12 protein-coding genes are annotated in these 16,931 nt (G+C 23.3%); 9 read left to right on the forward strand and 3 right to left on the reverse strand.

The genetic code is table 4. The features are described 5' to 3' along the window. Positions 1 to 149: 149 nt before the first annotated feature. Positions 150 to 509 carry a hypothetical protein gene (locus EXC47_RS01345; protein WP_129646416.1) on the reverse strand — a complete coding sequence of 120 codons (360 nt, stop codon included), beginning with the start codon at positions 507 to 509 and terminating at the stop codon, positions 150 to 152. Between the two features lie 300 nt (positions 510 to 809). Further along, the gene (locus EXC47_RS01350; protein WP_129646418.1) at positions 810 to 1,385 is read right to left on the reverse strand and encodes a variable surface lipoprotein; all 576 of its coding nucleotides are present in this window, start codon (positions 1,383 to 1,385) and stop codon (positions 810 to 812) included. Between the two features lie 187 nt (positions 1,386 to 1,572). Between EXC47_RS01350 and EXC47_RS01355 the strand changes: the two genes are divergently transcribed. The 8 genes from EXC47_RS01355 to hpt all read left to right on the forward strand — a co-directional run bounded on the left by EXC47_RS01355 (position 1,573) and on the right by hpt (position 14,355). After that, positions 1,573 to 2,949 carry a M17 family metallopeptidase gene (locus EXC47_RS01355; RefSeq protein ID WP_129646420.1) on the forward strand — a complete coding sequence of 459 codons (1,377 nt, stop codon included), beginning with the start codon at positions 1,573 to 1,575 and terminating at the stop codon, positions 2,947 to 2,949. A gap of 108 nt (positions 2,950 to 3,057) precedes the next feature. Then, positions 3,058 to 8,208 (forward strand): lipoprotein 17-related variable surface protein, encoded by a 5,151-nt coding sequence (locus EXC47_RS01360; RefSeq protein WP_129646422.1) that lies wholly within the window; start codon positions 3,058 to 3,060, stop codon positions 8,206 to 8,208. Between the two features lie 95 nt (positions 8,209 to 8,303). Continuing rightward, a complete protein-coding gene (gene mnmA / locus EXC47_RS01365) occupies positions 8,304 to 9,440 on the forward strand; it encodes a tRNA 2-thiouridine(34) synthase MnmA (RefSeq protein ID WP_129646424.1) in 1,137 nt (378 codons plus the stop codon). 9 nt (positions 9,441 to 9,449) lie between these two features. Beyond that, positions 9,450 to 12,086 (forward strand): alanine--tRNA ligase, encoded by a 2,637-nt coding sequence (gene alaS / locus EXC47_RS01370; protein ID WP_129646427.1) that lies wholly within the window; start codon positions 9,450 to 9,452, stop codon positions 12,084 to 12,086. Next, positions 12,079 to 12,516: a Holliday junction resolvase RuvX gene (gene ruvX, locus EXC47_RS01375; protein WP_129646429.1), complete on the forward strand. Its 438-nt coding sequence runs from the start codon at positions 12,079 to 12,081 to the stop codon at positions 12,514 to 12,516. Before alaS ends, ruvX begins: the two co-directional genes overlap by 8 nt. Further along, complete coding sequence (locus EXC47_RS01380; RefSeq protein WP_129646431.1) at positions 12,509 to 13,252, forward strand: BC85_0335 family putative methyltransferase; 744 nt, start codon at positions 12,509 to 12,511, stop codon at positions 13,250 to 13,252. Before ruvX ends, EXC47_RS01380 begins: the two co-directional genes overlap by 8 nt. A 50-nt stretch (positions 13,253 to 13,302) precedes the next feature. Beyond that, positions 13,303 to 13,791, forward strand: a complete 489-nt coding sequence (gene greA / locus EXC47_RS01385) for a transcription elongation factor GreA (RefSeq protein ID WP_129646433.1) — start codon at positions 13,303 to 13,305, stop codon at positions 13,789 to 13,791. Between the two features lie 18 nt (positions 13,792 to 13,809). After that, positions 13,810 to 14,355 carry a hypoxanthine phosphoribosyltransferase gene (hpt, locus tag EXC47_RS01390; RefSeq protein ID WP_129646435.1) on the forward strand — a complete coding sequence of 182 codons (546 nt, stop codon included), beginning with the start codon at positions 13,810 to 13,812 and terminating at the stop codon, positions 14,353 to 14,355. Positions 14,356 to 14,415: 60 nt separating this feature from the next. Here the strand turns inward: hpt and obgE are convergent, their stop codons facing one another. Continuing rightward, positions 14,416 to 15,684, reverse strand: coding sequence for a GTPase ObgE (obgE, locus tag EXC47_RS01395; protein ID WP_129646437.1), 1,269 nt, complete (start codon positions 15,682 to 15,684; stop codon positions 14,416 to 14,418). A 356-nt stretch (positions 15,685 to 16,040) separates the two neighbouring features. Here obgE and rpsB point away from each other — a divergent pair, with 356 nt between their 5' ends. After that, the gene (gene rpsB, locus EXC47_RS01400; RefSeq protein ID WP_129646439.1) at positions 16,041 to 16,925 is read left to right on the forward strand and encodes a 30S ribosomal protein S2; all 885 of its coding nucleotides are present in this window, start codon (positions 16,041 to 16,043) and stop codon (positions 16,923 to 16,925) included. Positions 16,926 to 16,931 lie beyond the last annotated feature (6 nt).

Genomic DNA, 16,931 nt, shown 5'->3' on the forward strand with positions numbered 1-16,931 from the left:
AAAAAAATATTTAAATAATAAAATAATTAAAAATAAATGAAAATAAATGAAAAAATATAAAAAAATAAAAATATACTATTAAAAAAATATTTTTATATTAATATTATTATTTTTAATTAATAAAAAACGTTGCCTAGCAACGTAATTTATTATGAAATTGTAAATGTTTGACTATATTCTTGTTCACCTTCAGAAGCAAAATATTTTAATTCAATTGTTTTTGAAGTTGTATTTATTTTAATTTTAGCCTTAATTATTTTTTTATTTTTATTATCAGAAATTAATTTTAATTTATTTACTTTCTTTTCATCTATTGAAAAAATTTTATTATAAGATTCAGCTGAATTACCTTTTAAACCATAGAAAGATTCAGCTCCTTTTGTATAAGGTTGCAATTCAATATCTGAAAAATCTTCTTTATTTAATAATGGTGTTCATTTATTTTTATTTGTATCTTTATCTTTTTCTTTTTTAGATTTTGGAACTTTTAATAAGAAAGTTTTTTCCATTGTAACTTCTGAAAATAAAGTAAAAGCATTTTCTAATGAAACATTTTCTTCTTCACTAGTATTTGGTAAAGAATTACCAGATGTATTTGGTTGAGAATCTTTATTTCCTTCGTTAGAAGAACCTGGATCAGAATTATTTGGTTCTACAACAGATTCATCATTTTTTTCTTTAGGATTAGTTGGTTTTTCTGCAGGTAAAGCTGTTGTTATAAATGTTAATTCATAAACTTCGCTTGAAATTATTTTTTCAGATTTTTTAAATAATCTTACTAAAACAGTTATTTGGCTATCTGTTGAGTTTTATAAAACATCTGCATAGTTGCTTGCTGATACGGTTTTATTTTTCTTATTAGAATAGGTTGGTTTTAAAGCTCCAGAAAATACAACACCATCAGCTATGCCAGAAAACGTTCCTAATTCTAATCCTTCATGAGGTTTTTTACCACTTGGATATTTACCAAAAAGTGTATTTTTACCTTCATGAAAATTTAAATAAATAGATGAAGGGTTTCCTATTTTTTTAGGAGCTATTAAATTTTCAGAAGCAAAATTATTAGTTCCAGAATTAAAAGTAAAACTTTCTTTTGAAATAGTTGATAAATTTAAACTTTCATTATAGCTATATCCTTCTGGTAGAGTTGCAACTTTAACCTCTCCTTTATGTTTTTTTATCTTTATGTTTGTACCTACAATTTCATTAATTGTATCAACATTAGAATTTTTTGGATTAGTTCCTTCGTTTTTTATTGATGGAGGTTGAGTATTTGATTTTTCAACTTCATTTTTAGAATCACTATTCGAACATGAAGCTGCAACAGAAGGAATAAATAATGATGTATTTAAAGTTACAAAAAATATTTTTAATTTCTTTTTCATAATGTCCCTTACTTATATAAATTTTAATTATTTATATATTTTAATATTAACTAATAATGCTATAAAAATGAATTATTTAGTAATATAAATGAAAAAAATTCCACTTTGCTATTAAAATATATTAAATATATTTCCAATATTTTAATATTGTATTAATATTGTTATATAAAAAATAAATGGAGGAAAAATGAATAAATATTATTACTTAACAAAACGTGATGAAAAAATATTATTAAGTGCTATTTTTAAATCAAATTTTAAAAATATTGATGAAAAAATAAAAAAAATATTAATAGAAAAAGATGGATATATTACAGAAGATTTACAAAACAATAATGCATATATTTACATAAAGGATGAAGACTATAATTATGATTCATTAGTAGAAATGATTAGAAATAAAATTTTTACTAGAGGAAGAAATTATCAATTAAATTTAGATTCTTTCAAAACAAATAATTTATTAATAGAGGATGTTTTAAAAGCTTTTTACTCACAAGTGATATTTTACGAATTTAATTTATTTAATAAGAAAAAAGAACAAACCAAAAAGAATAATTACACTTTTTTAATTGAAGATAATAAACATTTAGAATTAGCTAAAAAATTAGAAGCAATTGCTTCTAATAGAAATATAGTTCGTAATTTACAAGTTATGCCTGAAAATTTTCTTAATTCAGAAAAATTAGCAGATTTTATCCAAAAAGACTTTTCAGAAGTTAAAAACGTAAAAATTACTGTTTTAGGCAATAAAGAATTAGAAGAATTAAAAATGAATCTTATTCTGTCAGTAAACAAAGGAAGCACTCATGAAGCTAGAGTTGTTGTCTTAGAATATAACGGAAACCCTGACTCGGAAGAAAAAACTGTTCTAGTTGGTAAAGGTATCACATTTGATACTGGAGGAGTTAACACAAAAGGATATCATATGGAAGGAATGAAATATGATATGTCAGGTAGTGTTATTGTTGCATATGCATTAAAAACAATAGCACAACTAGAAGCAAAAGTAAATGTAGCTGCAATAATGTGTATAACAGATAATAGATTAGATGGAGATGCTTCATTACCTGAAAATGTATATGAGTCAATGTCTGGTTTATCTGTTGAAGTAGTTGATACAGATGCTGAAGGAAGATTAGTTTTAGCTGATGGACTATATTATGGTGCAGAAAAATTAAAAGCAACTTTATTAATTGATGTATCTACATTGACTGGTTCAATTATAAGCGCATTAGGTAATACATATTCTGGTATTTATTCAACAGATGATAAAAAATGAGAATTATTTGAAAAAGCTTCTAAATTAGCTCATGAAAAAATTTGAAGAATGCCGTTACATGATGATTTTCATGAGCCAAATTTAGAAAGTATAACAGCTGACTTAAATAATTATAGTAATTCAGAAACTTCTGATAGTAATACAGCAGCTATGTTTTTAAAACAATTTACAAAAGATGTTCCATTTATTCACTGTGATATAGCAGGAACAGCAGATATAAAAGGCAAACCACAAGGTGTATTAGTTGACACCTTAGTTGAATTTCTTTTAAGTCAAAAATAAATTTAAATGCATTTTTACTTAAATAAAATGCATTTTTTTATCAAAAGATTTTTCATAATAGTATAATAAAAGTTATATTTTATCATTTATGATAAAAAGGCAGAATTTATGAAAAAGAAATTTGTTAAAACTTTACCTTTTATTTTACCAATGTCAACAATTGTTTTAATTTCAACATATACATTTCCTAGTGAAACAGTTGATATATGAAAAATTGAAGGACATTCGTATTATAATAATGGAAACTTTGGAATTAAATCTTACAATTATTCAAAATGAATGACAAATATTCATGATGATAAATTATTATTTGATTTAAGCATACCATCTACTCATGACTCAGCTATGGATAGTGGTTCTGGTATTGCTTGAACTTTTGGTTCAAATTTCGCTAGAACTCAATCATTAAATACTTGAGATCAATTTGAAGCAGGAATAAGAGGTTTCGACTTAAGAATTGATAATGATATGTGATTAAGACACGGTTCAACTTATTCTCAAATACAATTTCAAAATTGATTAAATAGTGCAGTTAATTTTGTAAAAGAAAATCCTACTGAATTTATTATAGCAAGAGTTAAAGATGAATCATTTGACGTAAATAATAGAAGACTTGCCAATCAAGCGAGAACAAATTATGAAAGAATAATAAATTCTCCTCAATATAATCCTTATTTATTTAATAATACAGGGCAAGACCCTGATACTTTAGATTACAAAGTAAAAAACTTAAGAGGAAAAGTTATTTTAATTAATAATTGACACCACAATATAACATCTACGAATGTAGGTGGTTTTAGTTTTGACAAATTTTTATATAGATCATATAGTTTACAAGATGATTACAATGCATATCCTAACGATAAGGAAAGAAAAGTCAAAGAAATGATGGTAAAATCAAATAGCGATTGAGAAAATAACCAAAATATTTTATTTATGAATTTTTTATCAATTGCCACAGGAACTTCAACTTATCCTTATCATTATGCTTCAGATATTAATAGAAGAATAATAAGATACTTAAATTCAAATGAAGATATAACAAAACTTGGTATGGTTTACATGGATTTTCCCGGTTCTTCTTTAATTCAAGCTATTTTTAAAAGAAATTATTCTTTTTCTGATTATGAATTAAATAATGGTATTTTAGGAAGAATTATTCCAGAAAATGAAATACAAATTGATGATTTGCTCACTTATAGCAATAAGATAACTATACATGGTCAAATAAGCAATTTTAAAATAGATATTGTAAAAAGCGGGAATGTTATAAAAACAATTACTGTCCCTGAATTAAATTCAAACACATATGAATTTAATTTTGATAGAAATTTTGAAAACAATGAAACCTTTTACTTTAAATTTTATAAAGAAACTCCTTCGAATCAATTTTATTCATCAAAAAGATATAATGAAATTAATATAGAAAAATTTTCAAGAAATCATCAGCACACAACTAACACTGAAAATTTAATAAGAACAATTATTGAATATGTAAATAGTTTACCTAACCATTTAAGCGATTTAAAAAAATATATAAGTAACACATTTATTAATTCACTTCAAGAAATAAAACCATTCACTAATCAAAATAGAAATAAATACATAAGTATTAAAGCAGTATGAGAATCATTTTTAATTGATTTTGATATTTTAAAAGAAAAATTCAGTTTACTTTTTAACAAAATCAATGATTTTAAAAATAAAAACAATAGTATTAATGAAATAATAGATGAAAATTTACAAAATAAAATAAGTGAGTTTAACAATTACGTTTTAAATCTTCTTAGAAGTTATTTTAATCAAAAATCTTATACAGACCATATAGATTTTGAAGGGTTATTTAATAAAATTGATTCTATATCAAAAAGTCTTGATTATGCTGATGACATAATTAAAAAGAATAAAAATAATACTTTTATAAATAATAAAAACCTTATACAAAAAATGTTTAATAACTTTGATTATGTTGGAAAACAAAAATGGATAAATAAGATAAATTTAATAAAAAGTAAAAGTAAAGAAAAAATTGTTAGTGCTTTTAATCAAGCCAAATTAGGTACATTTAATTTAATAGTTGATAATGAAATAAATGATTTAATTTTAGAAATCAATAACATAACAAATAATTTGCAAACAATTATAAATAATATGAAAAGTTTAATAAGCGGAATTGGTTTAAATACGCTTCAAATAAGTTTTTTTAGAAATAAAATAAATGAAATTATTGAAAATGTTTCTGCTTTTGAAGAATTATCTAGGGATATGACAGATTATAAAAATGATTTAACAAATTCAAATAGATTAATAAATGATAATGAAAGATTTTTTCAAGAAAATAATTATGAAAATGTGACAACTGCTAAAAATAGTTTAATAAATAAAATAGATTTATTAAAAAATAAAATTATTAACCAAAGTGGCAATATTAATCCTACAGAATTAAAAAAACTAATAAGTGAAATAAACAAATTAAAAGAAAAAGTTGTTGAAGAATATACAATTGTTAATAATGCAAAAACTTTTATTTCTAATCTAAATGAAATATATGAAGAACAAAAAAATTATTTTATTAGATTAATTGATGAAGATTTATTGGTTTCAAATAATGAAATAAATATAATAATAAATGATGCAAATTTGTTAAACAATGAAGGCTTTTTTACAAAAATTCCTAATTTACAGTATTTAAATAATATCCAAAAGAGTAATTTATTAGAATTTGTTAAAGAAAATATTAATATTGAATTAATAAAAAACAAGTATTCAATATATAAAAAAATAGATGAAGAAAATAATAAATTAAAAACTTTATATGATAGTTTTGAAGGATACAATTCTAGATTAGTTTTTAATAATTTAACTCAAGCAAAAAAAGAAGAATTTATTAATTATTACAATGATGCTGATAGAGTATTAAAAAATGGTGTTTCTTTAGAGGAAATTTCTATAGCTTATAGTAATTTATCTAAATTTAAGTTTTTGAATAATTCAGAATTAGAAAATGATATTAATGAATTAATAACAAAAATAAATAATACAGAAAATATTTATTTATTTGAAAAAGTACCTTTAATAAATGAAATTATTGAAAATACATCTAACTTAGAAAAACTTGAGCATTATAAAACAATTGTTGATGAAAAAATTGAAAATAATCAACCATTAAAAGACTTAAATATTTATGAAAATTTAAATCAAATCCAAAAAGAATATTTAAAAAATTCATTATTTGATTCATTAAATCTTGTTGAACTAAATGATAAAAAAAATGAAGCAGAAACAATAAACCAATTAATGTTAAATGCTATAAATATTAAAAATAATAATGCTAATTATTTTACAGAAGAATGATTTATAGAAAATAATGAAGAAAGTAAGGATTTTTTCAGGAATGCTTATACTTTATTTTCAAACAAAATAAATGAAATAAGCTTTGACAAAAAAATAATAAATGATACTATCGAAGAATTTTTAAATTCTATAAATTTAACTAAACAAAATTCATTAATTTATATAAATGAAAGAAATATTAACAACGCAAAAAATGAGTTTAATAAAATAAAAGATGAAATTAATAATATTTTATTAGAGTTTGAAAATGAAAGTGATTACAGTTTGCTTAAAGAATATTTAGATAGTATAAGAAATCAAGTAGATTTATTAAAAAATACTTCAAAAAATTCAACTAATCATATTGAAATCTTAAAATTAAAAGATGATTTAATATTGATTAGAGATCAAATAAAAAATAAAGTAAATGAAATAAGAATTAAAAATAATGAAGAAAATGAAAGATTATTAAATGAATTTCTTCAAAATATAGAAAATGTTTATTATGCTATAAATAATAAAAATAAATTACCTTCTTGAGTTATTAATAATGAATTAATAATTAATAACTTACCAGATGGTTATAAAATTTTAAATTTATCTTTAAATAGTAATGATGATTTAGGTATATTAAATATAAGTTATGAAATTTCTAACAATAAATTTACTTATACAAAAACTCAAAAAATAATTGATTTTATGACTTTAGATCAAATTAATTTGGAAAATGAAAAAAGAATCTTTAATGAAGAGTCTGAAAAAATAGATTATTCTGTTTTAAATAAAGAAAAACTTCCTTCTAATGTAAATGATTTTTTAGTAACTAATTTAAAAGAAGGATTCACAACTGAAATTATTGAAAGAACAAACAATGATTCAATTGGTGAAATACACTTAACAGTTACAATTAGAAAAAATTCTTTTTCAAAAACTAAAAACTTTATTTTAAAAGGGTTTTTAACAACTTCTCAAGTTGACTTTACAAATAAATTAAATAAAGAAAAAGAAAAGTTCAATGAAATTATTAATAGCTTTAATAAATTAATAATTAATAGTAAAGAACATGAAAATTATCATGACTTTGTAGATTATCTTAATGAAATAGAAACTTGCATGTTGCCAAATATTGAAATAGTAAGAAATTCTAAGGATATAGATGAAATAAAAAAAATATCACTACAAAGTTTAAATAAAATTGAAGAAGTAAAAAGTGAAATAAATAAATTATTAGAATTAGCTGAAAAAAATAGATATGATCTTTTTGACAAAGAAGCCAATACAATAGTTTATTTAATCAAAAATAAAAACCAATTACCTAGTGAAGTAGATGGAAGTCAAATAGTAGTAAAATATCTTCCAAATTATCTCAATTCTAATATTACAAAAATTGAAAGAGATGATCAAGCTGGTATATTTAAAATTTCTTTTGAAATATCTAATAATAAATATAAAAAACAAAGAGAAGTTTCTTTAACAGGTTTTAAAACAAGAGATATAAATGTTGTAATAAAACAAATAAATGATAAAAGAGAAGAATTTGATAAAAAATATAAAGAATTCTTAGATTTAATTTTAACACTAGATAATTCAAAACATTTCGAAACAGTAAAATTCTATAAAGATAGACTAAATATTGAGAAAGAAGAAGTTTATTCTAACCAAGCTAACTTAATTTCAATAAATAGATCAATAGATGCTCTTAAGGATTTACAAAATAATTTCTTAATTAAAAAGAAAGAAATTATTAAAAAAGATATTGAAGAAGAAAAACTAAAACAAGAAGAAGAAAAGAAAAACGAAATTGAAAAAAGTAAACAAAAAACAAAAAATATTTTAATGTATACTTTAATTCCTATTGCTTCTTTATCTGTTTTAGGTATAGTTATTTGATTAACTATTTACTTAATTAAAAAAAATAAAAAATAATGTTGCATTTTTGCAACTTTTTTTATTTTTTTAAACTAATTTATTACATAAATTAAATTAAAAAAAGTTTTTTTGTAATAAAATAAATATTAATTATGGAAACAATTAAAAATAAAAAGAAAAAAGTTATTTTAGGAATGTCAGGTGGTGTTGACTCATCTGTAAGCGCATACTTTCTTAAAAAACAAGGTTATGAAGTAGAAGGTTTATTTATGAGAAACTGAGATTCATTAATGAATAACGATTTTTTAGGAAATGAAAATATTAGACAAGATGTTTGTTCACAAGAATTAGATTATCAAGATGCACAAAAAGTTGCAGATAAATTAGGAATCAAATTACATAGGGTTGATTTTATAAAAGAATATTGAGATGATGTTTTTGAAAATTTTATTGAAGAATATAAAAAAGGAAGAACACCTAATCCAGATATTTTATGTAATAAATTTATAAAATTTAAAGCTTTTTCTGACCATGCATTTCAAAAATTAGGTGCAGACTATATAGCAATGGGTCATTATGCTAGTGTGAAAGACGGTCATTTATATAGAGCAAAAGATGAAAATAAGGATCAAACTTATTTTTTAGCTCAATTAACTCATAAACAATTAGAAAATGTTATTATGCCTTTAGAAAATTTTGAAGATAAATCTGAAGTTAGAAAAATAGCAGCTGAACAAGGGTTAATAACCGCGGATAAAAAAGATTCAACTGGTATTTGCTTTATTGGAGAAAGAAGATTTACTAAATTTTTACAAAATTATATTCCTGCACAACCTGGAAAAATTGTAAGTATTGTTGATAACAAAGTCGTAGGTGGTCATGATGGATGCTACTTTTATACAATAGGACAAAGAAAAGGGCTTAATTTAGGTGGTATGAATGAATCACACTATGTTTGTGGTCATGATGTTCAAAAAAATATTATTTATGTAGCTCCATCTAGTGATATGTCTTATTTAACTAGCGATAAATTATTAGCCTCAAATATAAATTTTAATAACGAAGAATATAATGAAAATAATTTAACTGCAAAATTTAGATATAGACAAAAAGATATTAAAGTTAAAATTGAACTTTTAGAAAACAATGAAATGTTTGTCTACTACCCAACAGAAGCTCAAGCCGTAACACCAGGACAACAAGTTGTGATATATGATGGCGAAAAATGTATTGGTGGTGGAATTATTGAAAAAGTTTATTATAAAGATAAATTAAAAGAATATTTATAGGAGAAAAAAATGAACTCAAAAGAAATAAGAAAAAAATGATTAGATTTTTTTAATAAAAAAGGGCATGAAATTATTGAAAGTAAAAATTTAATTCCTGTAAATGATCCTTCTTTATTATGAATTAATTCAGGTGTTGCTACTTTAAAAGATTACTTTTCAGGTAAAAAAATACCTCCTTCACAAAGACTAACAAATAGTCAAAAAGCTATTAGAACAAATGATATTGAAAACGTTGGTATAACTTCTAGACATCATACATTTTTTGAAATGCTTGGTAATTTTTCAATAGGTGATTATTTTAAAAAAGAAGCTATTGATTTTGGTAAAGAATTTTTATTTGATATTTTAAAACTAGAAAAAGAAAAAATTTATATTACATATTTTAATGAAGATGAAGAAACAAAAGAATATTGAATTAAAAATGGAATTGACGAATCACATTTAATAAAAGGTGGACGTGATACTAATTTCTGAGATGTTGGTTCTGGTCCTTGTGGTCCTTGTACAGAAATTTTTTACGATAGAGGTGAAAAATATGACAAGAGAGGAATAGAACTTTTAAAAGAAGACATTGAAAATGATCGTTATATAGAAATATGAAATATTGTTTTTAGTCAATTCAATAACGACGGAGAAAATAACTATACTGAATTAAATCAAAAAAACATAGATACTGGTGCAGGTTTAGAAAGAATAGCTTCTATTTTACAGGATGTTCCAACAAATTTTGATACAGATTTATTTCAAGGAATAATTAAAGAAATTGAAAAATTCACAAATTACAAATATGACATAAACAACTATTTTACAGGTGAAAAAGAACAATTTGAAATAAATAAAAACTTTAAAATTATTGCAGATCATATAAGAACTGTTGTTAACGCTATTGCAGATGGAGCCAAAGTTTCAAATGTAGGTAGAGGTTACATTATAAGAAGATTAATTAGAAGATCAGTCTATAAGGGTATGCAGTTAGGTATAAAAGGATTATTTTTATATAAACTTGTAAAAGCTGTACAAGATAGCTTGCCATATGAATATGATGGAAAAATCGTTGCCCAAGAAATTAAAAATGAAGAAATTTTATTTTCTAAAACAATTGAAAAAGGTAAGTCTTTATTAGAAAATCATATTGATGAAAATACAAAAATTTTTAATGGTGAAATTGCATTTAATCTTCTTGAAACTTATGGATTCCCTATTGAATTAACTGAAGAAATATTAAATCAAAAAGGAATTAAAGTTGATTTAGAAGGTTTTAAATTAGCTAAAGAAAAACATGCTGAAGCATCAAGAAGTGAAAAAATTTCTGGAATGGCTACTGTTATAAATTCACTTGCTTTAATAGAAGAAAAAATAGATGAATTTATTGGTTATTCTGAATTAACATCAAAAAATTCAAAAGTTTTAAAATTGCTTGATAATGAAAAAGAAATTTTATCAACAGACTCAAAAGCTTATTTAATTTTAGATAAAACACCATTTTATGCTACTAGTGGTGGACAAAGACATGATAAAGGATACATGATACAAAATGGCAATAAAATAGCTGTTTTGGATGTTTTTAAAGATAAATTCGGCAATCATATTCATTTAATTGAAGGTAAAATTAATAATAAAGATATAGTTGAATGTTATGTTGATCCAGAAATAAGAATAGGTTTAGAAAGAAATCACTCAGGAACTCACTTATTATTTTGTGCTTTAAGAAATGTATTAGGAAATTACATTGAACAATTAGGATCAGATAACAATGAAGAAAGATTAACTTTTGATTTCCCAGGTGATGAAAAACCAACTGAAGAACAAATCAATAAAATAGAATCTTTAATGCATCAATATATAAACATGGATGTTAATCGTGAATATTTAGTAATGCCAATTGATAAAGCAAAAGAATTAGGTGCTTTAATGACAATTGAAGAAGAAGAATATATGGATCCTAAAGCTGTTCGTGTTGTTCGTTTTGGTGATATAACAAGTGATTTATGTGGTGGAACTCACCTTTCAAATACAAAGAAATTAGAAAATTTCAAAATTACAAATGTTGAAAGAAAACAAGCTGGAATTTATAGAATAAGAGCTATTAGTTCAAATAAATTAGTTAGAGAATACAATTTAGACTTAAATTCTAAATTAACTAATGAATTAAATAAGATTGTTTTAAAAAATAAAGAATTAAATAATGATTATAAATTTTCATTTGAAAACTTAGAAAAATTAACTGAATTAGAAGATAAAAATAAAGAATTAAATGTTTTAATAGAAAAAGCAAGAGAAGATTACAAGATTCTTTTAAAAGAAAAATCAGTTATTGAATTCGACTATGAAAATGTTGAATTTGAAAAAATTAATAATTATAATGTTTATATTAATTTAGATTTAGAACCATCAAATGTAAAAGTCGTAGCTGCTACTATTAGAGATAAATATAATAACAATAATATCGTAGTTACTGGAAGTAAAGATTCAAATCAAACATTATTATCAATAGCTTCTAAAATTGTTGATTCAAATAAATTATTTAGAAATATTGCTTCAAAATTAAACGGCCGTGGTGGCGGCAGTTCAATAAGTGCAATGGGTAAAGTTGATAATTCTAATAACTTAATTTCAATTATTAAAGAAGAAATTAAAAATGCGTAAATTAGCATTAGATCTAGGAACAAAAACTTGTGGATTTGCAATTAGTGATATTCTTGAAATTTCCGCAAATGGTTTAGAAACAATAAGATTCGAAGATTCAGACTTCGAATCTGTTCTTTATAAAATAGAAGAAATATTAAAAAATTATCAAAATTCAATTGATGCCTTTGTGTTAGGTTATCCTTTACGTAGTAATGGAGCAAAAAGCGAAAGAACTTTAATGGTTGAAGAATTTGCAGATAAATTAAAAAATAGATTTAAAAATATTGAAATTTATTTAACTGAAGAATATGGAACAACAATTAAAGCAGAAAGAACTTTAAAAGATGCAAAAGTTAACAATAAAAAAACTAGAGCTTTAAAAGATACTTTATCAGCAGTTTTAATTCTTAATGATTTTCTTCATTATGGAGGAAAAAAATATGAATAATAAAATCTTATTTAGTTCTTTATTTTCAACCGAAAAAGCAAATTCATCATCATTGCCTGCTTGAGCATATTGATTATTATTATCAAGTGCAGTAATAATAGGGCTTTTTGGTTCAATATGAATGATTGTTACTTATATTAAAGTTTATAAATTAAAGAAAAAAATCGATAAAGACTATAAAAAAGCAGCAGAAGATGCTGTCATTAAGATAAAAGGTGAAAAATTACCTGATATAAATCCTAAATTTAAAGAATTATTTACAAAAAATATACTTAATGATTTAGATGTTTTTCAATTAGTTAATACAGCATATTTAAATGAAGCAAAAAATATATTATTAGTAGGAAATGAATTAGAATATTCATATTCAATTTTAAGAAATATGTGTGTTTCTGAAATTAATTTATTTAGAAATTCAATAAACTCTGAAATTTGAAATAGTGCAGTATTAAAACAAAATGATTTATTTAAAAATAGCCCTGATTTTATTGATGAAGAAAAATTTAACAAAAAAAACTTTAAATTAATTTATTTTATTAATTCAAATTACTCAAGCTATGAAATATATAAAAACTATTATCACAAACTAGAAGAAAATGGAATGATTGTAGTTATTTTAAATAGTGAAAATAAAAGTGATTTAAAACTATTAACAAAAGAATTAAAAAATAAAAAAATAAGATATGAAATATCTAAAAACAAAGAAAAATTTCTATATATTGTTAATTCTAATTAAATAGTTCATTTTAATATATAATTAAAATATTAAATATAAATGAGGTACATATGGCAAAAAATACTAATGATTTAATTTATTTATCACAGGATACACTTGATAGATATAAAGAAGAATATAATAATTTAATTAATGTTGAAAGACCTGCTGTTCAAGCTGCTTTAAAAGAAGCTAGAGCACAGGGTGACCTTTCTGAAAATGCTGAATATGATGCTGCTAGAGAAAGACAAAGTATTGTTGAAGGTAGAATACATGAACTTGAAAGTATTTTAGAAAGAGCACATTTAATCGAAAGCGATAACAAAAGAACTATAAGCAATAAAGCTGGAATTGGTTCTTTAGTTAGATACCTAAATTTAAAAACTAACGAAGAAAGAGAAGTTAGAATAATGGGTATGCACGATAGTAACCCTCTAGAAAATAAAATTTCAAACGAATCACCTGTTGCACAAGCTATTATGGAAGCTGAAATTGGTGAAGAAGTTGAGGTTGAAGTTCCAAATAAATATAGTATTAAAATAATTTCAATTGAAAATTAATTTTTAGTGAGGTATATTATGCAAGAAAAAGATATAAGAATTAAAGAAGTTTTATACGATAAAGAAACTTTAGAAAGCAAAATAAAAGAACTTGCTAATTGAGTTAATGAAACATATAAAAATTCAGAAAATTTAATTTTGGTTGGTTTATTAAAAGGTTCTGTTCCTTTTCTTGCGCAATTAATTAAGGATGTAAAAGTTGATCATTCATTAGATTTTATGACTGCTTCTAGTTATTTTGGTGATAATAAAAGTAGTGGTAGCGTTAAAATAATTATGGATTTAGCGCAAGAAATAATGGATAAAGATATCTTAATAGTAGAAGATATTGTTGATTCAGGAATTACGCTTAATAAGATAAAAGAATTACTTATAACTAGAAATCCTAAGTCACTTAAAATTTTAACTTTATTAGACAAACCTTCAAATAGAAAGGTAGATTTAAAAGTTGATAAAAGTGGATTTATAGTTCCTGATGCGTTTTTAGTCGGCTTTGGATTAGATTATAAAGAAAAATTAAGAAATCTTCCTTACATAGGTATATTTGATGAAAAATTTATATAAAAAATTGTTTAACAGCCTTTTTGGTAAAATCCAATAGTGTTATTAAACAATTTTTTTATATTAATAATCATCGTCTCAAGTAAATTCAAAACCTTCTATTCTAACAGTATCGCCTTTTTGAATGTTTAATTTCAACAAATCATCTCAAACGCCAATTTTCTTTAGCATATTATTAAATCTTAATAAGTTATCATAACTTACAAGAGGAATTTTGTTGTATAAATATTCTATTTTAGGGCCAGAAATTTCAAAAAAACCATTATAAGGGTTATCGATTTTATAATCTTCTTCTAGTTTTATTTCAACTACTTCATCTTCTTCATTTTCTTCAACAACTGGAGCCTGTTTAATTTCTTCAAGCATATTTCATATAGCATCTTTTAAAGGCTCTAAATTTTCTCTTAAAAGAGCACTGATTCTAATAACTTTTAATTCAGGATACTTTTCTTTAAATAATTTAAAATGTTCTTCAAAAGCAGGCATATCTTCTTTATTTGCAATTATTAATTGTGGTTTTTTTCTTAAATTATCAGAATAATTAGCTAACTCTTCATTTATTATTTCATAATCAGAAATAGGATCTTTATTTTCGTCACCAAAATCAATTATTTGAATAACAATTCTACATCTTTCAATATGTTTTAAGAATTGAATTCCTAAACCTTTTCCAAGTGAAGCGCCTTTTATAAGCCCTGGTAAATCTGCAACTGTAAATGAATTATCATGGTATTTTACAAGACCTAATTGAGGAACTAATGTTGTAAATTCATATTCTGCAATTTTAGCTTTTGCATTACTTATTGCACTTAATAAAGTACTTTTTCCAGCACTTGGTTTTCCTATAATTCCAACATCAGACATAACTTTAAGAACAATGTTTGCTAAATAACTTTCACCTTTTGAACCATTTTCAAAAATTCTAGGAGCAGTATTTCTAGCTGATTTAAATTTAGCATTACCTCTTCCACCAATGCCACCTTCAGCAACTAAGTAAGGTTTTTCTTCAATAATATCAGCAATAACTTTATCGTTTTTATAAACTATTGTACCAATTGGAACTTTAACATATGTATCTCTTCCAGCAGCTCCATAAAGATTTTTAGGTCCACCATTAACACCGGGTTCAGCAGTTATTTTTTTGTTTCCATATAAACTTAATAAAGTATTTTTTCCTTTATCACCAACAAAATAAATATTTCCACCATGACCTCCATCACCGCCATCTGGGCCACCTTTGTCAACATGAGCTTCTCTTCTAAAACTTATAATACCGTCTCCACCTTTACCAGCTTCTAATGTAACTTTTATTTGATCAATAAATCTTGCCATAATACTCCTTGATAATTCTTCTAAATAATTACTAATTATATTAAAAGTATTAAAAATCTATATAAAATATATAAATCTATATTTTATATTTTAGTTAAATAAAATTTGATAAATAATAAATATAACTTTTTTATAGGTGTTTTAGTCAAAATTTTATTATTAACTTTTTTTATTATTAAAATATATATTTTAATGTAAAATTTATATTGAATTTATTTATCACTACGATAAATATTTTCAAATTTTATAAGCTTATACAAATTATTAGACACTATTATGAATCCGTTTGGGTGTGCTACGAGAAGTAGTGCTAGACGTTAGAAATAATAGGATGATTAACAAACTAAAGGAAAATTATGGAAAAAGAAAAAGTAGTTGCTTCACAAACTGAAGCTAAAAAAGAAACAAAAGAAGTTAAAACAGCTATTGTTTCAAAAGAAAAATTATTAGAAGCTGGTACATATTTTGGTCACAAAAAATCATTATGAAACCCTAAAATGAGAGAATACTTATACCCTCAACCAAAACGTGGTATGCATATGATTAATACAGCTGTTACATTACAAAGATTAGAATTTGCTTACAACTTATTAAGTAAATTAGTTGCAAAAAACCCAAGAACTTCATTTATTTTTGTTGGTACAAAAAAACAAGCAAAAGAAGCTATTAAAGAAAATGCTATTAGAACAAATAGCTACTATGTTGATGAAAGATGACTTGGTGGTACATTAACAAACTCTCAAACAATTTCTAAGAGAGTTAAATACATGGAAGAACTTGAAAAATTAGCTGAAGAAGGTTTTAAAGGTTATACAAAGAAAGAAGCTCTTTTAAAAACAAAAGAACTTGACAAATTACACAAAAACTTAAACGGTATTAGAAAAATGTTTCCTAGCTACCCTTCATTTATGATTGTTGCAGATCCAAATGAAGACAAAATTGCTATTAAAGAAGCAAGAAGAAAAGGTATCAAAGTTATTGGTATGCTAGACTCAAATACAGATCCAGATTTAGTTGATTTCGGTATTCCTGCTAATGATGACTCAGCAAAAAGTATTACATTAATTATTACAATTTTAGCTGATGCTATTGCTGTAGCACGTGGTGGAAAAGCTAAATTTGCTTACCAACCAGATGAAAACATTGTTTTACCAGAATACAAAAGTGAAAAAGCAGTTACAAACACAAATAATAGATTTTTTACAAGAAGAAGAAGTGAAGAATCTTCAGAACAAGAATAATTTAAA

The organism is Mycoplasmopsis maculosa, from assembly GCF_900660665.1.
GTDB classification, from domain to species: Bacteria; Bacillota_I; Bacilli_A; order Mycoplasmatales; family Metamycoplasmataceae; genus Mycoplasmopsis; species Mycoplasmopsis maculosa.